Source organism: bacterium (Candidatus Blackallbacteria) CG13_big_fil_rev_8_21_14_2_50_49_14, assembly GCA_002783405.1.
Classification (GTDB): domain Bacteria; phylum Cyanobacteriota; class Sericytochromatia; order UBA7694; family UBA7694.
In genome coordinates, this window is record PFGG01000035.1 from 94,393 (window position 1) to 114,917 (window position 20,525).

The window sequence follows — 20,525 nt, forward strand, 5'->3', positions numbered from 1 at the left end:
TTTTGCCGTTCTTTATGCACTAAGATGACAAAATAAGGGCTCTTGAATTTCTGAGCAGCCCGATTATAATAAAGGATATGCCAGAAACCAGCCAAGCCCCTGCAGCATCCGCTTCGCGTCGTCGCCATGAAGAGAGCCTCGAGCTCTATGCGCGTGGCATGGAATGCCTCTTACAGGCCGAAGAAGAGGGGTTTAAAAACAAACGCCTGATGCAGGAAGCGGCAGATTGTTTAATTGACTCCATCCGTAAAAATCGCCGCTTTGTTGAACCGCATATCGCCATGGGGTATCTGCTCTGGCTCTACAATGACCCAGCCTATGCCATGCAATATCTTGAAGAAGCCCTGCGCCTGGAACCCACCCATGAAGATATTCATGTCATGATCGCCAAGATCAAAGGCCGCCCTCTCAAAACAGAAGAACTGGAACTGATCGCCTTCGCCGATGCGCCCGAACCCGCCACGGTTGCAGAAAATATTGAAGAAGCCCTGGGAGAACTGGCTGAAGAAAAAACCAGCGCAATTGTCCCCTCTATCAATCCCCATCTCGTAGCCCGCCTTGAAGAAAAACAGGTTTACTGGTTTCACCGTTTTGAAGAACTACAGGTTCAGGCCAACCGCAGCCGCGATCTGGCCACCAAAAACCACCTGCGCGAGCAGATTCAACCGCTGCGGGAACGCACCCAACAATACCGGGATGCCCTGCGCGTTTCCCAAGAAATGATCGCCCTCAGTGATCAGATTTTAGAAAACGACAAAACGGTGCAAACCTATCTTGAGGTTTCCAGCAAACCCATGTCTTCGGCTCAGTGGCAGGAAATGCAGGGCTATATCGATATTCTGCTCGATAATTGCGATCAATTCGCCGATACCCTTGATGAAATGGATGGCCGAGGCATTCCCCTTCGCGCCCTCTCGACCCAGTATGAACAGTTGAGCGAACGGATTGAAGATCTGCAAAGCCAACTGGCACGTCAAACCGGATAAAGGAGCACCCGCATGCCATCCATTCAGGGCGGAGGCCCTCAATTCCACAATCTGCGTCCCACACAGTCGCAACAGGCAGTTCCAGCTCAAAAAGTAGCAACTGAAGCCCAAGGCCCCAAAGATACCGTGCGCATGTCGCAAACCCCAACCCAAACCACACAGAATGTGCAACGTCAGCAGAACCTGACCTCTGAAGCCACCCAAAACCGCATTCAGCAATTGCTGCAAAACTCCATGCCCAATGCGGGTTTGGAACGTCCGCAACTGAGTATTCTGCAAAAAGGCTCCATGGCCTCGGCCCTCGCCAATTTACTGGCAGATCAGCACGTGCCCGAACAGGCCCAGCCTCAGAATCTGCAGGCCCAACTGGCAGCCGGCCAGCAACAAACAGTTTCCACCTTTCGCCCCCAAGGCCCCGGTGAAGGCCAGGATACCGCCTGGCAGCGTTCCGCTCAATCCGGTCGCAAACTCAAAAAAGACGAAGATAAAGACAGCGAATTCTCAATGATGGATGATTCCGCTGGCGAAGGCATGTCACAGCAGGACACCAACGACGATCAGCGTTCCGGCGCCCAAAAACAAAAGCTACTGCTCGAAGAAAAACGTCGCCGGGAAAAAGAAGCGGCAGAACATGCCGCCTTTACCAATAAGCCCAAGCTCAAACTGCCCCCTGTGCCCCAAACCCCGCTCGACAGTGGCTATAAACCCATTCCCCCCAAAGCAGAACTTAAAAAGCCCGAAATCAAAAAGCCGGAGATCAAGCGCATGAACACCTTGCAAGCCAAACCAACTCCGTCGAAAAAAGCCAAAGCAGATGAATGGGATTTTTAAACATGGAACGCCCGCATCTGCGCCCCCGCTTTAAACAAGAATTTCCCTGCCCACCTGAAACCGTGATTGGCCGTCTGCGTAAAAAACTTGAAGAGTCTGATCAGGTAGGTCTCTGGAGTGCACTTCACCCCCATCTGGTACTCTGTATCGCAGAAAAGGATCGCCATTATTGGTCCCCGATTCTGGATCTGCATGTGGATGAAACCCCCGATGCTGGCACTTTGATTTGGGGACATTATGGCCCGCACCCCAATGTCTGGACCATGTTTACCGCCATTTACGCTTCGATTGGATTTTTGGGTTTTTTGGGCTTGATGTATGGGCTTTCGCAATTGATGGTCAAAGAGCCCCCCTATGGTTTGCTGGCGGTTCCCCTCTCAATCGCCCTGATGGGAGGCGTTTATCTTGTCGCTTTCATTGGACAGCGCATGGCCCACGCGCAAATGCACGAACTCAAGCAGTTTTTTGACGAAACCCTGTGTGATATGTAATGACGAGCTTTGTCCTCGTTCCTGGCGCGTGGCACGGGGGTTGGTGCTGGCAAAGAGTCCTGCCCCATTTACACAATGCTGGCCATAAAGCTTTCGCCCTGACCCTGACAGGAACCGGTGAGCGAGCGCATTTGCTTTCTGCACAAATTGATCTCAGCACCCATATTGAAGATCTCTGTGCTTTGATTGAAAACGAAGAATTGCAGGATCTGATCCTGGTCGGTCACAGCTATGCCGGCATGGTGATTACCGGCGCGGCTGCCCGTCTGCAGAAAAAGAAACCGGGATTGCTCAAAGCACTGATTTATCTGGATGCCGTGGTGCCCTATCCAGGCGAAAGCTGGAGCAGTCAACAAAGTCCTGAAGTGATTCAAAAACGGCTTGAAAAAGCACAAACCGAGGGATTGGGATTGGCTATTCCCCCTCCAGATGCCGCAGTATTTGGATTAAAAGGTGCGGATTATGACTGGGCTGAACGCAGACTGACCCCTCAGCCCTTGAACAGCTATTTAGAACCCCTTGTTTTTGACCCCGAATTACTGAAAGAGTTGCCTCGACGTTATATTCTCTGCAAAGCCCCAATTCTGCATACCCTGCACTCCATGCATGAGCGGGTCAGACAGGAGCCTGATTGGGAAATCGAGGAACTGGCCAGTGGTCATGATCCCATGATCAGCGCGCCAGAAGCTTTAACAGCCTTGCTCTTGAAAGGTTTTACAAGCTAAAACCGAAAACCCACCGTCAGATTTTGAGCCTGATAATTGCTTGACCATTCCTGGCCCAGTTCAACTGTCCAGTTTTGATACTGAACCCCCAGCCCAGCTTTGACACCTACACCTGCCGAAAAGCCCCCGTGAAGATAGCCAGCATTGGCCGTGCCTGCCCCACTGAGATAGACGCCCTTATTATAATCGCCATAAACCGCATGTTTATAGCCTACTGAAGTCTGCAAACCCACATCCCAATTATCGCCTGTGCCTGCGGAAACCCCCAGACTCGCGAAAACTGCGCCTTTGCCTTTTTCACCCATCAAACGCTCAGCCTGAACGCCTGCGGTAGCAGCAATGCTATCGCCTTTACCTGTCACCACACGGCGAAACCCTGCCTGATAGCCCACATTGGCAGAGGGGTAAAAATCTTTCCAGCCCAGTTCCTGGTGGTTAAAATTATTCAGATCGCGATAAAAATCCAAGCTTTCAGCGGCATAGCCAAAGAAACCCTTGCCCTCATCCAGGGTCACACGTTTCACATCAAGTTTGCCATCGCTCACGTGAATATCCAGAAACTCTTTGTCAATGCCTGGTTTGGGGCTTAAGCCCCCCGAAGAAGCCACCGTCAGATAACGCACCCCATCTTCCACCACCTCATCGGGATAGTGGGTATGTCCCGCTAAAACAGCAGCGACATCATAGTGATCCATCAGGCGATGAAAACGTTCGACCTGGGCTTTATCACGCATGACTGGCGAAGCGAAATTCAAAGGCAAAACCTTGCCAAGCTTCACCGTCAAAGGCTCTTTGCTCAATTTGGCGGGCACATGCATTGAAATGATTGTCGTCTGGCCCTGGTGGGCTTTGAGATCGGCTTCCAGCTTTTCAAACTGAGCATCGCTTAAGCTTTCATTTTCGTTGTCTAAAAGAACAAAGTGCACGCCTTTGGCATCAAAACTTTGAAAATCGGGGATCTGAGGCGGCGCCTCTTTGAAAGGCCCCCGCAAATGGGCATCGTGATTGCCCGTGACGATATGCACAGGCACAGCAAAGGCTTCACGAGTCTTCAGCGCACGTTGAATTTCTGGCTCGGTGCCATCATGCACCCAATCGCCCCCATCAATCACAAGATCGGGCCGCTGCATCTGGGTTTTCCAACGCAAATCATCAAGCAAATCAGGGCGGGAATGGTTGTCTGAGAAAAAGAAAAAATGCAAATCCTGGGCAGGCACTTCTCCCTTGCGCAATTGGGTCAGGTTCTGATCCTGAGGAGGGACCGCAACAGGGGAAAGAGGAGGGGGTACGAGAACAGAACTGCGTGTCGGAACAGGCTGAACAGGAGGCAGCGTCTGCTGAGAAGCGGTTATTTTAATACCCATTCAAAATCCTCCTGCACCAGATTAAAGTTATTATCTGGTAAAGGTTTAGTAAACTTTCGTGGATTTTGAAATTTTAGTGAAGAATCGTTCCCGCTCACCCTGAAAAGAGCAAAATGGGGCAGGGTTCATCCGCTTAAGGTCTGGCCGCTGTCTCAGGCCTGGAAAGGGTTCCCTTTATAATAGGCAGCCAGGGCTTCGGCTTTTTCTGGGGATAAAACGCCACAGCGCTGCGCCATTCGGGTTGCGAATTCAATCTGGGCCTGGGGTTGTGCCGTCAGGAAAGGCCCATCTTCTACCCAAGGCGCATCCTGCCAGAAGCCGTCGGCAAACCAGGCCCGGATCAAATCGGGTTCAGGAGTGGCATAGCCATGGGTAAAACGGCGTCCCTTCAGCAAGCCCTGCCGCGCCAATAAAAGCGGCCCGGCGCAAATCGCCCCCCACTGTATTTCACTGCGCTCAGCCAAGGCCTGAATCGCCTGCTGTAGGGGAGCATGTTCAATCACCGAGCCAGGATCTCCTCCGGGGATTAAAACCACAGCGATTTCTTGGGGATCAATCTGCTGATAACTGAGTTGGCTTTGAAAAATTAAACCCGTACTGCCAGCGTGGGCATGCCCGCCGGGGGTGGCCACACGCACTGGAAAAACAGGGTGCAGCAATTGAGCTGCCAAAAGCACTTCATATTCAATACAACCAGGGTAAAGGAGAAGAAGGGTATGTTGAGAAGGGGGACGGGTCATCAAAAGAACCCCAAAAAAGAAAAAGTTGCGGAGGCCGGATTTGAACCGACGACCTTCGGGTTATGAGCCCGACGAGCTACCAGGCTGCTCCACTCCGCGGCGAACGTGTTAACGAGTGCTTCGTCTAACGTACCTTCTTTATAACAGACTCCTTAAAACACTGACAAGTAGATAGCCCAAGTTGCTGCACAAAAACAAACAGGGTGGTACAATCATGGCAGAAATGCGAGGCCCCCGTGAACAAGCACTCTTCACCCGAATTCAAAGCCCTGATTCTGCTGCTGCAAAGAGCCCATGCCGGTGAACTGGCAGCAGCCCATGCTTACCGTGGCCATGCAGCTTCCTGGTGGGCCCGCAAAGAAAAGGCCCCGATTCAAGCCATCGAAGCCGACGAATGGAAACACCGGGCCTGTGTGGCCCAGATGCTGCAGAATCTGGGGGCCGAACCCCAAGCCCTGCGGGAAGGGGTGATGTTTCTCATCGGCACAACGATCGGTTCTTTGTGCCATATCGGGGGCTGGCTGATTCCCATGTATGGCGCAGGTCACTTGGAAGCCACCAATGTGGGTGAATACGAACAGGCCGCACGCCTGGCTTTTTTAGCGGGACACACCGAACTGATCTCCGCACTGCTTGAAATGGCAGAAGTTGAGTGGGATCACGAGCAAACTTTCAGGCACTATGTCAAAAGCCATGCCTTGGGACAAAAACTCCCACTTTGGCCCGCCCCTGTGCCCCGCGCCATGATCCGTGAGAATTTTGAATTGTTTAAGCAAACAGCTGCCCCCCTGCGGGCAAATCAATCGGTTTTAAAGACCTGAAAGAGGAATCTATGCCTGATTGGACACGTTCTTCACTTCTGCGTGGTGGGCTTCTGCTGGCCACCCTGCTCTTGTTCCTGTTGGGCTGGGGCTGGATCAAGGGGGAGTCGGCACGCCAACCCATGCCGCCAGTCGAAGCTGCTGTCCCTCCCGGCTTGCAGGCCGCCACTTTTGCAGGCGGCTGTTTCTGGTGTATGGAACCGCCCTTTGATCATCTTGAGGGGGTTATTTCCACCACCTCAGGCTATACCGGAGGAAAAACCAAAAACCCCAGCTACGAAGAGGTGTCTCGGGGTTGGACAGGCCATGCTGAAGCGGTACAAGTGCTCTTTGACCCGAAAAAAGTAAGCTACGAAAAACTACTCTTTGTTTTCTGGCGCCAAATCGACCCCACGGCCATCAATCGTCAGTTTGTCGACAATGGCAGCCAATACCGCACCGCCATTTTTTATCACAGCGAAGCCCAAAAAAAAGCAGCTCTCAAATCCAAGGCTGAGTTAGAAAAGCTGGGAAAATTCAAACAGCCGATCGTGACCGAAATCGTACCCGCAGGAGAATTTTATCCTGCCGAAGACTACCATCAAAATTACTATCAAAAGCACCCCTACAAATACAAATACTACCGCTTCAATTCAGGCCGGGATCAGTTTCTTGAAAATATCTGGGGCAAAGATCGGCCCCATTGAAGCAGACTCAGTTCAAAGGCTAAAATGATTGCTGATTGATTCGCATATTAAAAAGGAAAAAAGCATGTTGAACCCTCTGAGTTCTCCCCTCTGCGTTTTGGATCTTCTCGATCAGGGCACGATCTCCTTTGCTGAGCGCTTTCAAAGCTTTCTCGATGCTGAAGATCTGCAGATTGAATATGAGGTCATCGATGGCATCCGGCACCAGCATGAATTGCCAGAACTGCTCAATCGCCCCTGGTCAGGACTGCTGATCTCCGGGTCTGTCCATGGGGCCTATGAAGCCAGTGATTGGATTCAGGCTGTTGAAGCCTTGATTCGCCAAGCCCATGCCCGAAATTTTCCTGTTTTTGGCATCTGTTTTGGGCACCAGTTGATCGCCACGGCCTTGGGGGGAAAGGTTGAAAAAGCGCCGCGTTGGGAGTTTGGCACCCATCCGGTTTATTTCACAGGGCAACACCCTTTTTTAGCAGGGGTGGAAAGCGGGATTTGGACCTCTCAAACCCACCAGGATCAAGTCACAGAACTGCCTCCTGACGCGCAATGGCTTGGTTTTTCTTACCAGACCGCACATCAGATCATGGCCTGTGGCAGTTGTTTTGGCGTTCAGTTTCATCCTGAATATACACCCGATACCCTGCGTTATCTGGGTGAACAACGGGTTCAACGCTTTCTCGAGGCCCGGGCTTTTCACAGTGCCGAGCATCTTCAGCAGTTTCTGCAGGTGCTGAAACCAATCGCTTCCTCACGCAAGATTTTGCGTAATTTTTTGCTCAGTCTTTAGGTTTTGCTTGTGATTCAGGCCGCCGGGGTTTTTCCAGCCAGGGTTTGAGGCAGTCTAAAAGACGCGGGTATTTATGGGGGGGAATCTTCTGACCCCCCTCCAATTTTTGCACTTCATAGACAAAGAGATGGGCTTGGGCCGCCAGTTCAACGCGGCTCCAACCTGCGGCCTCACGTGCACGCCGGAACTGCGCCCCTGTCCAGGGATAACGGCTCAGACCAATTCCATTTCGATCATTTTTTCAGCAATCTGCACAGCATTCAAGGCCGCACCCTTACGCAGATTATCTGCCACAATCCAAAGATTCAGACCATTGGGATGTGAAACATCGCAGCGAATCCGACCCACATAGACAGGATCGGTTCCTGCGACATCCAACGGATAGGGAAAATGGCGCAATTGGCAATCATCACGTACGGTCACCAGGGGAGCCTCCTGAAGCACCAGACGGGCCTCCTGGGGGGTCACCGGGCGTGCAAACTCCAGATTGACCGACTCACTGTGGCCATTCGCCACTGGCACCCGGATACAGGTCGCGGTGGTGGGAATCGGTGAGCCCATGATTTTCGCAACCTCCTGGGTCATTTTCATCTCTTCATTGGTATAGCCATTGGCCTCAAAATCGCCAATAAAGGGAATCACGTTAAAAGCAATCGGATAAGGCAAAACCTGGGGAACAGCGGGTTGCCCGATCAGAACCTGTTCAGACTGGGTATACAATTCTTCAACGGCCTTATTCCCAGCGCCAGAAACCGCCTGGTAGGTCGAACAGACAATCCGTTTGATCGTAAAGGCGTCGTGCAGTGGCTTCAGCACCACCACCAACTGAGCAGTGGAACAATTGGGATTGGCAATCAGCCCTTTGTGATCGCGTAAAGCTTCAGGATTGACCTCAGGCACCACCAGGGGCACATGGTCCTGCATGCGAAAGGCGCTGGTATTATCAATCACGATACAACCCGCCTCAACAGCCGCTGGCACCAGGGCTTTGCTGACACTGCCACCGGCAGAAGAAAAGAGAAAGTCAATGCCCTTAAAAATCTCAGGCTCGGCAATTTGAACAGGCAAATGCTGAGAGCCCACACTGATCACGGTTCCTGCGGAACGGGCAGAAGCCAAAGGAACCCATTCACCCACTGGGAAATTGCGCTCCAGCAAGGTTTTGATCATTTCACGGCCCACCAGGCCCGTGGCCCCCAAAATGCCAACAGTGTATTGTTTTTTCATGCTTCAAAAACTTTCTCTTTTATCAGACTGTCTTTGTATTGTACAAAATTCAGGGGAAGAGCGGTCATTTTTCAATCCACTTCGCAAAGTGCGCAATGCTCAAGGTCAGTCCAATAAATCTCCGGCAGTAGTCAACATCTTTTCTGCCAACTGCTGTCCCAATTGCTCAGCCTGATCTACTGGGCCCTGCAATTTGTCGCGCCAGAAACTTTGGCCATCTTCACGGGAGACATAGCCATAGATCGTGAGTTGATCGGGCCGCTCAGGCAGCAGATTCGCATAGGCACCCAAAGGGGTCTGGCACCCCCCCCCCAAAGCCCGCAGGAAAGCCCGTTCGGCACCACAACAGCGCCCTGTTTCGGGGTCGTGCAAAGCGGCCAAAACCGCTTGAAGATCCTGACGTTCAGCCGAAATTTCAATGCCAATCGCACCCTGGCCTACCGCTGGCAACATGATTGCCATGGGCAAAACCTGAGAAATGCGATGATGAAGCTGCATGCGATCAAGCGCCGCCTGGGCCATCACAATTGCGGCATAATCCCCCCGATCCAGTTTGCTCAAGCGGGTTTGAATATTGCCACGTAAATCCTGAAAAACCAAATCCGGACGGGCCTGCATCAATTGCGTACGACGCCGCTGACTGCCCGTTCCCACCACAGCTCCAGTGGGCAAATCCTGAAGGGTTATATTTTGGGATGAAACCAACACATCATGGGGATCATGGCGTTCTAGAATAGCTCCCAGGGCCAAACCCTCCGGCAATTCCGTGGGAAGATCCTTGAGACTGTGAACTGCGAGATCAATTTCCCGGTTCAAAAGCGCCTGTTCCAGTTCTTTGGTAAAGAGCCCCTTGTCCCCGATTTGTGCCAGGGGCAGATCGAGAATCTTGTCGCCCTGGGTTTTAATAATGCAGATTTCAGGCTCACAACCAGGCAGTTGAGCACGCAATCTGGCAGCAACCTGTTCAGTTTGCCAAAGTGCGAGCGGGCTACCACGGGTGCCCAATTTCAGACGCAGCGTCTCAGTCATGCGCAAGGCGTGCTTTTTGGGCCTGGGGCTCATTGTGAACGAAACGATCAATCCCATCCTGCGCATCGAGCTTGAAGAGTGCTGTCAGGGCGTCCATATACTGCTGCTTCAACTCTGGGTTGCGCTCCATTTTAAGTTGCACCACGGGGTAGTGCAGAATCTTTTGGGTAATCGCACGGGTGACCCGCTCAAGTAAATCCTGAACTTCATCGGAAACTTCACCCTGGTACTTTTTCAGACCCCGTTCAATTTCATGTTCACGAATCTCATGAAACACCTCATAGAGTGATTGAATCGTGGGCAGAACTTCACGGGTATTGAACCATTCCAAAAAGCGCGACATTTCATCGGCCAGGATGGTTTCTGCAGTGTCCTGCCAAAGCTTGCGGTTTTCATGGGATTGCTCCACTACTTGCTCAAGGCGATCCATATCGTAATAGGTCACTCCCTGCAATTCAGCCAGACGGGGGTTCATATTGCGGGGAACCGAGAGGTCAATCAGCAGAACAGGGCGTTCACGCCCTTCCAAATAGGAAGCATGTTCAAAATCCACAAGAAAATTTTCAGCGGCCGTACAGGTAATAATCACGTCCGATTGGGCAAGAGAGGCCTGCATTTCAGTCAATTCAATCACGCTTCCACGGCCAAACTCAGCGGCCAAAACCTCGGCCTTGGCGCGCGAGCGGTTGGCAAGCAGCAAAGGATAGTTGGTATTTTCAAGATTTTTAAGCGTCACGGCACCAATTTTACCTGTGCCAATCAAAAGAATCTGGGGAATCACCGCCTGTTGCTCGGCATATTCCCGAATCAGACGGGCAGCCAAGGAGCCAACCGAAGCCACGCCTTGATTGATCGCCGTTTCAGAGCGAACCCGTTTACCCGCACGGATTGCGGAAGTAAACAATTGGTTCAGAACAGCCCCAGAGGCCTCATGGACCTGGGCCTCAAACAGCGCTTCTTTAACCTGTTTGAGAATTTCATTTTCACCAAAGACCATTGAATCGAGACCTGCAGCCACGCGAAAGAGATGCTGGGCTGCAAATTTATTATAGGCCGTATAGGCCACCTCTTCGAAATGCTCGCTGTCGAGATCAGCCTGCTGGCAAAAATAATCTTTGAGCAGTTCTCGGGCCGCCTTTAAATCGGCGGTCAGGGCATAGACCTCTGTGCGGTTGCAGGTTGAGAGCAAAACCAGTTCGCTCACCAGTGGAGAAGCAGAAAGTTCGCTTAAAGCCAGAGACAGGGAATCTCCCGCAAAAGAAAAGCGCTCTCTGATATCCAGAGCCGCAGTGCGGTGATTAATGCCTAATAAAATGAATTGCACGCTTGTGTCCTTTAATCAATCGTGCTGAAAAATCATATCAGCAGCTAATTCTAAATCTTAATCTATCATATTTTATACGTTAAAACAGCCCGATACATCTTTGATCCATATCAAATATGAAAAAGGATCTTGATCAAGTTTTAGCAAAAACTGCGCCAGAAGTAGATTTTTTTGAGGTCTTGATCTTAATTTAATAATTTTTTAAGCAAGTTTTATTCACGTGATAACGATAAAGATCAAGACAGACCCATACTGTTATGAAAAGGTAACGCACCATGAGTTTAACAATTAACGGAGTGAACATCGCTGTTCAGGGTGTTCGCGCTCTGAAACCCGGCATCACCATTGAGCAGGCCAGCCAAAAGACCAAGAACAATGGCCTGGATGAAGTCTTTTTTACTTCCAATGGCAAAGCCTATGTCGCCTATGGCGACTCCCTCAATCTCAGCGGTCTTAAAAAGAACAGTATTCCCACCGTTACCTTTGAAGGTCAAAAAGCAGACGTGATCGTCTATGAAGACGAAGCCAACAGCATGTTGGAAGGCGCAAAATTGGGTTCTGTCAAAGCACTGAAAGACACCAGCGACGCTGTTTTCGGCGCTGTTAAAAATATTATCACCACCATTGGCCCCACCGCAGGGATCGCCGGTGGCGTCGGCATTGCCGGATACGGCATTTATCAAATGTTGAAAACCACAGGCCAAGGCGCTGCCACCGGCGCTGTGGGTGCCACACTTGCCGGTGCTACGGCAGGAGGTTTGCCCCCTGGCATGGCTGGTGGCATCTGGGACGCACTGAAATCAGGTGTTGTCGGTGGCTTGAAGCTGATTGCTGTAGCAGGTGCAGTCGGAGCAGGTATTTCAATGGGTTATGGCGCCATCAAGGGAGCCATGGAAGCCAAGAGTACCGTTAAAGACATTTCTTCGATCGCCAGCATCACCGAAGACGGCAGCTCCCCCACCAATGGTGGGCCTGCCATCGCCAATCATACCTTGGGTCTGCCCCTTCCCGGTCAAACCGTCAATGGCCAACCCAGCTATGGAACCAACCAACCCGGCTATGGTATCAATATCCAAATCAATCCCCAAGGTGCCTATGGCTATACGCCCCAGGTCAACTATAACCCAGCCTATGCTGCTCCTCCCGCTCCCATGGGCAGTGTCAGTGGCATGATGAGCCCCCAACAGTTGATGGGCATGCAACGCCACTAAGGCTTTATTTAAGTAAAAATTCATAACAGTTTTTCAGGGCCCCCCGGCCCTGTTTTTGTTTTTTGCAGCGAAAATCGCAAGGTCTTGCTCCGTGGTATAATGCCTGCGCACGCTCCGGCCTGCCTTTTCCTGATCTGCCCCTTCCTGATTCAGGCCGGCGTCGATTATTTTATCTACAGAGGTAAACCTAGCTATGAGCAGTTTTGGCAAAATCCAGGAACTCCTGGGTAAAGACGCCGTATATCTCCTGGACCACGAATGCCGGACCATCTCCAAAGATGTTCTGCACCTGCCCGGCCCCGATTTCGTGGATCGGGTCATGACCCCCACCGACCGCTCCAATTCGGTTCTGCGTAATCTGCAAACCATTTACAATACCGGCCGTTTGGCTGGCAGCGGCTATCTCTCGATTTTGCCTGTAGACCAAGGCATCGAGCATACCGCTGGCGCATCTTTCGCTCCCAACCCGATTTATTTTGATCCCGCCAATATTGTTGAACTGGCGATTGAAGGCGGCTGTAACGCCGTGGCCTCTACCCTGGGGGTTTTGGGCTCTGTTTCACGCAAATACGCCCACCGGATTCCCTTTATCGTCAAACTGAACCACAATGAACTGCTAACCTACCCCAATATCTTTGATCAAACCCTCTTCGCAGACGTCGATCAAGCCTTCAATATGGGTGCCGTCGCCGTAGGCGCTACCATTTACTTCGGTTCAGACGAATCCCGCCGTCAGATCTGGGAAATCAGCCAGGCCTTCAAATATGCACATGAGCTGGGCCTGGTCACCATTCTCTGGTGCTATCTGCGTAACCCGGCCTTCAGCCAGGGCGATACCGATTATCACGTGGCAGCCGATCTCAGCAGTCAGGCCAACCACCTGGGTGTCACCATCGAAGCGGATATTATCAAACAAAAAATGCCTGAAAACAACGGCGGCTTTACCGCTCTGAAATTTGCCAAGACCCATAAAAAAGTCTATGAGCAACTGACCACCGATCATCCCATCGATCTGACCCGCTATCAGGTCGCCAACTGCTATATGGGACGTGCTGGCCTGATCAATTCCGGCGGGGCATCCTCGGGTGAATCCGATCTGGCAGAAGCCGTGCGTACAGCTGTCATCAACAAGCGTGCCGGTGGCATGGGCTTGATTTCTGGCCGCAAAGCTTTCCAACGCGATATGCAGACGGGTGCTGCCCTGCTGCATGCAATTCAGGACGTTTACCTCTGTGATGAAGTAACCATCGCCTAATACAGCCAAGCATTAAAGCCACCTGAGAATAACTCAGGTGGCTTTTTTCATAAGAAAAAGCCCCCCGAAGGGGGCCGACTGGAGGTTTCAAACGCAGTCTAGAATTTGCTCCAGAGGTACTGATTGGTAACCTCATGGTGGAAGATAATCTCAGGCTGTTTGATCAAAGAACCCAAAAGTTTGGGGCAGCGATCCGCTGCAGATTGCTTCAGTTCCAAAAATTTCTGGTGATTCTGTTCGCCCAACATGCTGCGAACAAACTCACTGCCCTTAAAATGCCGCATGGCATCATAGATATTGTCGGGCAGGAAACGGGTACGGGTACGGCGGGTTTCGCTATCGAGCGCTTCGCTCATGGGCCCTTCCAACCCTGTTTTGAGCAAGCTATAGAGCAGGAGATAGGGGCTGGCATCAGGCCCGACGCTGCGCACCTCAATCCGGGCAGAGCGCTCATTGGCCAAGGGAATCCGAATCATCGAGGTGCGATCAATCGCTGAAGATTTGATCTGGTTGGGAGCTTCATAAGCAGGATCCAAACGGCGGTATGAATTCACGCTGGGGTTCAGTACCAAACAGATATCATTGGCATTGTTGAGAATTCGATCCACGAAATTCCAACCGATCTGAGACAGTCCATCCTGGCCTTGGGCATCGTAGAAAACATTCTTGCCCTTTTCAGAGATCGACATATTGGTATGCATGCCATTGCCGTTGATATCCGCTATGGGTTTGGGCAGGAAAGAAGCCGTCATGCCCATGCTATTGGCAATCTGGCGGGCCATCAGCTTATAGAGTTGAATCTGGTCTGCGGCAATCACAGCATCGCTATAGGAAAAATTCAATTCAAACTGAGAAGGCGCCACTTCAGGGTGATCCTTCTCGTTTTCAAAACCCATGGCGCGCTGAGCGCCTGCAAAACGGTCAATGAACTGACGCAGAGGATCTTGTGGCAGAGAGTGGTAATAACCACCCCCAGACACAAATTCAAAACCACGGGAAGCATCAAAATGTTGCTCTGCATCTCTGCCATGGAAAAGAAAACCTTCAAGTTCAACAGCCACATTGGCTACGCCCTGGTTCTTGGCCCAAAGATCTTCGCGCAATTGCAGCAAATGTCCCCGCAGGTCTGAATCATACATACTGCCGTCATTGGCTTTGATCAAACCAAAGACCAACATTTTGCCTGGGCCAAATACATCGACCGGCAACCAGCGGAAAGAACCCCAATCAATATGCAAGCGCAGATCAGATTCACGTACCGCGCTGAAACCCCGTACAGAAGAGCCATCAAAGGTCAGATTTTCATAGGACTTCAGCAAAAACTTCTTGTCATAATCAATCATATGGAAACGGCCTTCGAGATCGGTAAAGGCCACGGTCACCGCTTTGATATCACGACGTTCGCTGAGATAACGCAGATAGTGTTCCTGAAGCTGGTCTTCCTTCACGCGGTTAAGAACTTTTTCTTTGGCTTCGAGATTCAGTTCTTCAAGTTCAGCATAGGAGTATTCAGAGAGATTTTTAAAACTGTCGGACATGGGTCACCTTCAAATTATGAGTGAATTATTAAAGCAAAATATTTATTTATTTAAAATAAAAATTAAAACATTTAGCTTAATTTTTATTATAGCAAATATAATTTTATAAACAAATAATATAAATATCAAAAGAATTATATTTATAAAGAAATAAGCAAGATAAAAACCCTTTAAACAAATCGCCCCTAAAAATCCAGCAGCCCCCCCTTCAAGGCATGTTAAAATAGCTAGAAAAATCAAGAGTTAAATATGCTCAAGCCTCTGTTTCTCCTCCTGTTTAGCTTCTTTCTGTTTATTTTCCCCGCCCATGCAGAAATTAAAACCTTCGTGGTTTCTGCCACCTCCTGGATTGGGGATAATCAAAGCAAAAATGACGCCCGCAATCTGGCAACGCTTGAAGCCAAACGCATGGCTCTTGAGCAGGCAGGCACCTATATTGAATCGGTCACCCTCGTCAAAAACAGCGTGCTGGCAAAGGACGAAATTCTCGCACTCACAGGAGGCATCACCCAAACTCAAATTGTTTCAGAAAAAACCACTTCCAATGGTGAAAGTTTTGGTCTGATCATCACGGCAAAAATTACGCTGGACACTCAAAATGTTGAAGATTCCATTCGCAAAATGCTCAACAACAAAGCTGCTCTAGAAAGAGAAAAAGAGCTGCTCAAACGCAACCAGCAATTGGAAAAAGAACTGATCCGCTATAAAAAAGAGCTGGAAAGTGTCAAGGCACGCCAAGCCATCGAAACCCTTCAAAAAACGGAAGGCAAACGGCTGGCCGACCAACTCAGTGCAAATCAATGGTTTGAAAAAGGGGCTGAGCATTACAGACTCAAAAACTATGCGGAAACGATCCGGGCCTATACCCAGGTACTCAAACTTTCTCCTCACGACGCCAATGCCTATAATAACCGGGGCGTGGCCTATTACGACTTAAAACAGTATCAAAACGCGCTTCAGGATTATAACAAAGCGATCCAGCTGGCTCCCGGTTTTGCGCTGGCCTATATCAACCGGGGCGTGGTCTATTTTGATTTAAACCAATACCAGAAATCGCTTGAGAACTATGCACAAGCCATCAGCCTCGATCCCAAGACCCCCATTGCCTATAACAACCGGGGCAATACCTATCGCCAACTCAAGCAATACTCCCAGGCACAGGCAGACTATAATGCCGCCCTGCGCATCGATCCCTTTTACGCACTGGCCTATAATAACCGGGGACTGAATCATTACTTTTTAAAACAGTATTCCCAGGCACTTCAGGACTATCACCAAGCTCTCACACTCAATCCTGCCTATGCTGAAGCCTATATCAACCGGGGCGTGATCTATTTTGATTTGAATCAATACCAAAACTCTCTCGAAGACTATAACAAGGCTCTCAATCTCGATCCCAATTCCGCCCTGGCCTATAATAACCGCAGCAATACCTACCGCCTGCTGCAAGCCTATCCTCAAGCGCTTAATGATATTCAACAGGCCATTCGTCTCAATCCCCTCAATGCCTTTGCTTATATCAGCCGCGGCATTCTCTATTACGATACCCATGAATTTCAGAATGCCCTCAAAGACTATAACAAGGCGATCAGTCTCGACCCAAACTCTGCCCTGGCCTATAATAACCGGGGCAATACCTATCACAAGCTCAAGCAATACCCCCAAGCAATCGAAGACTATAATACGGCCCTGCGCATCGATCCGAATTATGCACAGGCCTATCTGAACCGAGGCGTGGTCTATTCAGATTTAAACCTGCGCCCGCAAGCGATCGACGACTGGAAAAAGGCCTGTCAGCTGGGTTCAAGATCCACCTGCGACTGGTTGAAAAACAATGGTTATTGAGCGTTGCAGGGCAATCCCTTACTGAGTCACGAAAATTCAGCAACGAAGAGACGCGGCACACAGGCGTACTTCCGGCTTTCGTGGTAAAATCCAGTAATTCTTTCCCCTGGGCAAAGGCATGATTCTCAACCATATCCAACGCGACCCGGTTTTGGCCCGTTTAACCCGCGCGATTGAATCGACCGGCGAATACACCCTGTTTGTGCGCGATGCGCTGGTCTTTCTTTTACGTGGCCGGATTCACTGGGCCAATACCCTTCAACAGATGGCCTTTATTGGAACCGACTCACTGCCGATTGTGCTGATTACCGGACTGGCCGTGGGTATGGTCTTTTGCCTGCAGATTTCAGGGGTCATGATCAAATACGGCAGCTCCGGGGTGATTGGGGGAGTGACAGCCATGTCGTTGGCCCGCGAACTCTCCCCTTCGTTTACCTCTGTCGTCGTGGCTGGGCGTGTGGGTGCGGCAATTGCCGCTGAAATTGGCTCCATGAAGGTCACCGAACAACTCGATGCTCTGACCGCCATGGGCGTACCGCCCATGTATTATTTGCTTTTGCCCCGCATGATCTCAGCAGTGGTCATGCTGCCTCTGCTCACGGTTCTGGCCCTGGGGATTGGTCTGATCGGTGGAACGGTAGTGGGTGTCATGGCCAAGGGCCTGATTCTGACCTCGTATATCGACTCGATCAAAAGCCTGCTGTATATCGATGATGTTGCCAAATCACTGGTAAAATCTGGCTTTTTCGGCATGTTAATCGCCACCATCGCTTCGTTTCAAGGCATTAAAACCGGTCAAGGCGCTCAAGGCGTAGGCGAAGCAACCACCAAAGCCGTGGTCTATTCACTGATTGCCATTTTTATCAGCAATTATTTTCTGACCTTTATTCTCTTTACCGTCATGGCCCGCTGATGATTGAAGTCAAAAACCTGCACAAAAGCTTTGGCCGCAAACAGGTTTTGCGTGGGATTGATTTTGTTTTCAAAGACAACCAGACCACCGTTGTGATTGGCCCCTCGGGCTGTGGCAAAAGCACAATCCTGCGCCTGATTCTGCACCTGCTCAGCCCAGACCAGGGCGAAATCTGGGTCGATGGCACCAATGTCTCTACCCTGCGCCGCCAGGACGACCTCGACCGCTACCGTTCGAAAATCGGCATGGTTTTTCAATCCGCAGCCCTGTTTGACTCTCTCAAGGTCTGGGAAAATGTCGGCTTTATGTTTTTAGAAAATACGCGCATGCCCCGTGACAAGGTCAAAGCCATTGCCGAAGAAAAACTGCGTCTGGTCGGCCTGGAAGGCAGTGGGGATCTCTACCCCGCTGAGCTCAGCGGCGGCATGCAAAAACGGGCTGGGATTGCCCGTGCGATGGCCCAAGATCCCAAGATTATTCTCTATGATGAACCTACCACAGGCTTAGACCCTGTGACCTCAACCGTGATTGAAGACCTGATCTCCGATCTACAGGAGCGCACCCAGGGCATTTCAATTGTGGTCACCCACCAATTGAGCACAATTTTTCGCACAGCAGACCTGATCACCATGTTTTATGAGGGTAAAATACTGGATACCGGCACCGTAGATGAAATGAAAAACTCAGAAAATGAGATCGTAAGAAACTTTTTGGAAGGCAAAGTGGTTGCGCCATGAATTCAGCATTTAAAGTTGGGCTGATTACCATCTTGACAGTGGTCACCCTTTTGGTTGGCGTGATTTATATCTGGCAAATCAACCCCTATGCCTATTACCAAATTACCGGTTACTTTCCCCATGTGGGCGGAATCAAAGTCGGCTCCAAAGTCACGCTGATGGGCGTAGAAATTGGCGAAACCTTTGCAATTGAAGCAGAACCAGCCCAACGACGCGTAAAAATCAGCATGAATATCAAACGGGACATCAAACTCCCGGTCAATTCCAAATTTACAATTATCACCACCGGTCTGGTCGGAGATAAAAATATTGAAGTCTTTCCGCCCGAAAAAGTGAGCAAAAACTATCTGGAAGCAGGCGCAGAAATCACGGGCAACCCGCCGGCCAGCCTGGATACCATTTTTACCGAAGCCCAAGCCATGATGAAATCCGCACGGCAATTGGTAGACAATCCCGAACTGCGTGAAAATATTCTGCAAACTGCCGGCACCATCAACAAAACAGCCTCGCAGCTTTCTGGCCTTTTCAAGGATATCAAAGGGGTGACCTCAGGCTTTGGCAAACTCACCACCCAAACCGAAATTTTACTCAAGCAGATCAACGGAGCCACAACTGCCACTATTCCTGAAGTACAGGCCATTATCGCCAGTACCCGTCGGATTGCAGGCAATGTCGAAGCCCTCAGTGGTCAAGTCAATGAACTCGCCAATGACCCCCAAATGCTGAACAATACCCGCCAGAGCATCAGCAATATCAACGGGCTGACCCGCCAATGGCAGGATTTTACCAAAGACCTGCAAGGCCTGACCCGTAAATTTGAAGGCATTACCGACGATGTCAAAACCATCACAGGCGATGTGCTGGAGATCAGTCATGATCCTGAGATCAAAAAGAATATCCGCACCGTAGCCAAAAATGCGACCCGCCTGACCAATGCCATCTTTGATCTGACCGACCCCCAAACACAAACCAACCAACTGGATCTGAATTTCAGGGCCGAAGCCCTGGGCGCCATGCGTTTAACCCAAGATTTTAAAGCCGTCCCCGGAGCTGTCGGCAACTTCAATGTCTTTGGGGATCTGGGACTGGGGGGACCGGTTTCATACTTCCGTGTCGGTCTGGATGAAATTGGTGATGGCAACCTGATCAACCTGCAGGCCGGGAGCAAAATCGATGACAAAAGCCTGGTCCGCTTTGGTCTGGTGCGTGGCAAAATTGGTGCAGGCGCAGATTTTAATATGAAGCTCCTCGACCAACCCTTAACCCTGAGTGGTGAATTGTATGATATCAACTCACCGCGAATGCGCTTGGGCCTTTTACAGAATATCTGGCAGGATTATGGTCTTTCGCTCTATTGGGATAACCAATTCGTGCGTGGCATCAATGAATTCAATCTGGGCTTCCGCTGGCAACCCCGCACCACCAAACAAGAACCTGCTCATCCCCCCCGTTAGAGGTAAGGCCATGCCCAAGAAAAAGAAAACACATACCCCCTTGGAGGCCCTGCAAGCCCCCTTGAATTTGGTGGGCTTTGAAACTTTTCTTTTGCCCAAAAGCTCTGAAACCCCCTATAGTCAGTTGCTGGTGGCCCTGACCCCTGAACCCAGTGAAACTGAGTCTTCTGCTTGCTCTATTCTGCAAATTTTTTATACCAAAGATGTGATTGAAAGCCAGGAATCTCAAGTTGAAAGCGGGCTTTCGGTTTTGCAGTTCCTCTGTACCCTGCCCGACCCGCTCAGTGAGGCCTTGCTGCCTGAGGCATGGCGACTCTGCACCTTTTTCTCACAGCTGATGCCCATGGGCGGATTTCAGATCACCCCAGAGAACAGAATCTACTATCGCTATTGCCATATGCACACCGATCCTCAACTCAAGCCCGAACTTCTGGTCGAAATTGTTGAGCTGATCAGTCTCTTCCTTACCTGTTTTGAGCACACGCAGCAGCAACTGGGCAAAATCCCTCTTTCGGAGCTTCAGCTGAAGGCCCAGACCGAACTGCTTTCCAGTGCGGTTTAGCC

The 20,525-nt window shown here is 50.5% G+C and carries 22 protein-coding genes and 1 tRNA gene; 14 read left to right on the plus strand and 9 right to left on the minus strand.

Translation table 11 applies throughout. The annotated features are described in order from the left end of the window. Positions 1-77 precede the first annotated feature (77 nt). Genes COW20_07155 through COW20_07170 form a run of 4 tightly spaced genes read left to right on the plus strand, consistent with a single transcriptional unit; the run spans position 78 to position 3,033 of the window. Positions 78-986 (plus strand): hypothetical protein, encoded by a 909-nt coding sequence (locus COW20_07155; protein PIW48893.1) that lies wholly within the window; start codon positions 78-80, stop codon positions 984-986. A gap of 12 nt (positions 987-998) precedes the next feature. Next, complete coding sequence (locus COW20_07160; GenBank protein ID PIW48894.1) at positions 999-1,817, plus strand: hypothetical protein; 819 nt, start codon at positions 999-1,001, stop codon at positions 1,815-1,817. Positions 1,818-1,819: 2 nt separating this feature from the next. After that, positions 1,820-2,308 (plus strand): hypothetical protein, encoded by a 489-nt coding sequence (locus COW20_07165; GenBank protein ID PIW48895.1) that lies wholly within the window; start codon positions 1,820-1,822, stop codon positions 2,306-2,308. Next, the gene (locus COW20_07170; protein PIW48896.1) at positions 2,308-3,033 is read left to right on the plus strand and encodes an alpha/beta hydrolase; all 726 of its coding nucleotides are present in this window, start codon (positions 2,308-2,310) and stop codon (positions 3,031-3,033) included. The genes COW20_07165 and COW20_07170 overlap by 1 nt, the downstream gene beginning before the upstream one ends. On the opposite strand, the gene COW20_07175 is transcribed toward COW20_07170, so the two are convergent. From COW20_07175 to COW20_07185, 3 genes are all read right to left on the minus strand, one after another. Continuing rightward, complete coding sequence (locus tag COW20_07175; GenBank protein ID PIW48897.1) at positions 3,030-4,397, minus strand: hypothetical protein; 1,368 nt, start codon at positions 4,395-4,397, stop codon at positions 3,030-3,032. The genes COW20_07170 and COW20_07175 overlap by 4 nt on opposite strands. A gap of 152 nt (positions 4,398-4,549) precedes the next feature. Continuing rightward, entirely contained in the window at positions 4,550-5,137 is a 588-nt protein-coding gene (locus COW20_07180; protein ID PIW48898.1) for a hypothetical protein, read from the minus strand. A gap of 25 nt (positions 5,138-5,162) precedes the next feature. After that, a tRNA-Met gene (locus COW20_07185) sits at positions 5,163-5,236 on the minus strand. 137 nt (positions 5,237-5,373) lie between these two features. Between COW20_07185 and COW20_07190 the strand changes: the two genes are divergently transcribed. The 3 genes from COW20_07190 to COW20_07200 all read left to right on the plus strand — a co-directional run bounded on the left by COW20_07190 (position 5,374) and on the right by COW20_07200 (position 7,428). Continuing rightward, a complete protein-coding gene (locus COW20_07190; GenBank protein ID PIW48899.1) occupies positions 5,374-5,958 on the plus strand; it encodes a hypothetical protein in 585 nt (194 codons plus the stop codon). Positions 5,959-6,080: 122 nt separating this feature from the next. Further along, positions 6,081-6,644 carry a peptide-methionine (S)-S-oxide reductase gene (gene msrA / locus COW20_07195; GenBank protein PIW49096.1) on the plus strand — a complete coding sequence of 188 codons (564 nt, stop codon included), beginning with the start codon at positions 6,081-6,083 and terminating at the stop codon, positions 6,642-6,644. 64 nt (positions 6,645-6,708) lie between these two features. After that, positions 6,709-7,428, plus strand: coding sequence for a hypothetical protein (locus COW20_07200; GenBank protein ID PIW48900.1), 720 nt, complete (start codon positions 6,709-6,711; stop codon positions 7,426-7,428). On the opposite strand, the gene COW20_07205 is transcribed toward COW20_07200, so the two are convergent. The 4 genes from COW20_07205 to COW20_07220 all read right to left on the minus strand — a co-directional run bounded on the left by COW20_07205 (position 7,418) and on the right by COW20_07220 (position 11,008). Continuing rightward, the gene (locus tag COW20_07205; protein PIW48901.1) at positions 7,418-7,651 is read right to left on the minus strand and encodes a hypothetical protein; all 234 of its coding nucleotides are present in this window, start codon (positions 7,649-7,651) and stop codon (positions 7,418-7,420) included. The two genes, COW20_07200 and COW20_07205, sit on opposite strands and share 11 nt — an antisense overlap. After that, positions 7,642-8,655, minus strand: a complete 1,014-nt coding sequence (locus COW20_07210) for an aspartate-semialdehyde dehydrogenase (protein PIW48902.1) — start codon at positions 8,653-8,655, stop codon at positions 7,642-7,644. Before COW20_07210 ends, COW20_07205 begins: the two co-directional genes overlap by 10 nt. Before the next feature lie 105 nt (positions 8,656-8,760). Next, positions 8,761-9,684 carry a hydroxymethylbilane synthase gene (locus tag COW20_07215; GenBank protein ID PIW48903.1) on the minus strand — a complete coding sequence of 308 codons (924 nt, stop codon included), beginning with the start codon at positions 9,682-9,684 and terminating at the stop codon, positions 8,761-8,763. Continuing rightward, a complete protein-coding gene (locus tag COW20_07220) occupies positions 9,677-11,008 on the minus strand; it encodes a glutamyl-tRNA reductase (GenBank protein PIW48904.1) in 1,332 nt (443 codons plus the stop codon). The genes COW20_07215 and COW20_07220 overlap by 8 nt, the downstream gene beginning before the upstream one ends. 275 nt (positions 11,009-11,283) lie before the next feature. On the opposite strand from COW20_07220, the gene COW20_07225 reads away from it, so the two are divergent. Continuing rightward, the gene (locus COW20_07225; protein PIW48905.1) at positions 11,284-12,219 is read left to right on the plus strand and encodes a hypothetical protein; all 936 of its coding nucleotides are present in this window, start codon (positions 11,284-11,286) and stop codon (positions 12,217-12,219) included. A 193-nt stretch (positions 12,220-12,412) separates the two neighbouring features. Then, positions 12,413-13,474 carry a fructose-bisphosphate aldolase gene (locus tag COW20_07230; protein PIW48906.1) on the plus strand — a complete coding sequence of 354 codons (1,062 nt, stop codon included), beginning with the start codon at positions 12,413-12,415 and terminating at the stop codon, positions 13,472-13,474. Between the two features lie 98 nt (positions 13,475-13,572). On the opposite strand, the gene COW20_07235 is transcribed toward COW20_07230, so the two are convergent. Continuing rightward, positions 13,573-15,012 carry a glutamine synthetase gene (locus COW20_07235; GenBank protein PIW48907.1) on the minus strand — a complete coding sequence of 480 codons (1,440 nt, stop codon included), beginning with the start codon at positions 15,010-15,012 and terminating at the stop codon, positions 13,573-13,575. Positions 15,013-15,054: 42 nt separating this feature from the next. Then, complete coding sequence (locus tag COW20_07240) at positions 15,055-15,252, minus strand: hypothetical protein (protein ID PIW48908.1); 198 nt, start codon at positions 15,250-15,252, stop codon at positions 15,055-15,057. A 9-nt stretch (positions 15,253-15,261) separates the two neighbouring features. Between COW20_07240 and COW20_07245 the strand changes: the two genes are divergently transcribed. The 5 genes from COW20_07245 to COW20_07265 all read left to right on the plus strand — a co-directional run bounded on the left by COW20_07245 (position 15,262) and on the right by COW20_07265 (position 20,523). Then, the gene (locus COW20_07245; GenBank protein ID PIW48909.1) at positions 15,262-16,857 is read left to right on the plus strand and encodes a hypothetical protein; all 1,596 of its coding nucleotides are present in this window, start codon (positions 15,262-15,264) and stop codon (positions 16,855-16,857) included. 118 nt (positions 16,858-16,975) lie between these two features. Beyond that, the gene (locus tag COW20_07250; protein PIW48910.1) at positions 16,976-17,770 is read left to right on the plus strand and encodes a hypothetical protein; all 795 of its coding nucleotides are present in this window, start codon (positions 16,976-16,978) and stop codon (positions 17,768-17,770) included. Further along, positions 17,770-18,507 (plus strand): ABC transporter ATP-binding protein, encoded by a 738-nt coding sequence (locus COW20_07255; protein ID PIW48911.1) that lies wholly within the window; start codon positions 17,770-17,772, stop codon positions 18,505-18,507. The genes COW20_07250 and COW20_07255 overlap by 1 nt, the downstream gene beginning before the upstream one ends. Continuing rightward, a complete protein-coding gene (locus tag COW20_07260) occupies positions 18,504-19,961 on the plus strand; it encodes a hypothetical protein (GenBank protein PIW48912.1) in 1,458 nt (485 codons plus the stop codon). Before COW20_07255 ends, COW20_07260 begins: the two co-directional genes overlap by 4 nt. 10 nt (positions 19,962-19,971) lie before the next feature. After that, the gene (locus tag COW20_07265) at positions 19,972-20,523 is read left to right on the plus strand and encodes a hypothetical protein (GenBank protein PIW48913.1); all 552 of its coding nucleotides are present in this window, start codon (positions 19,972-19,974) and stop codon (positions 20,521-20,523) included. Positions 20,524-20,525 lie beyond the last annotated feature (2 nt).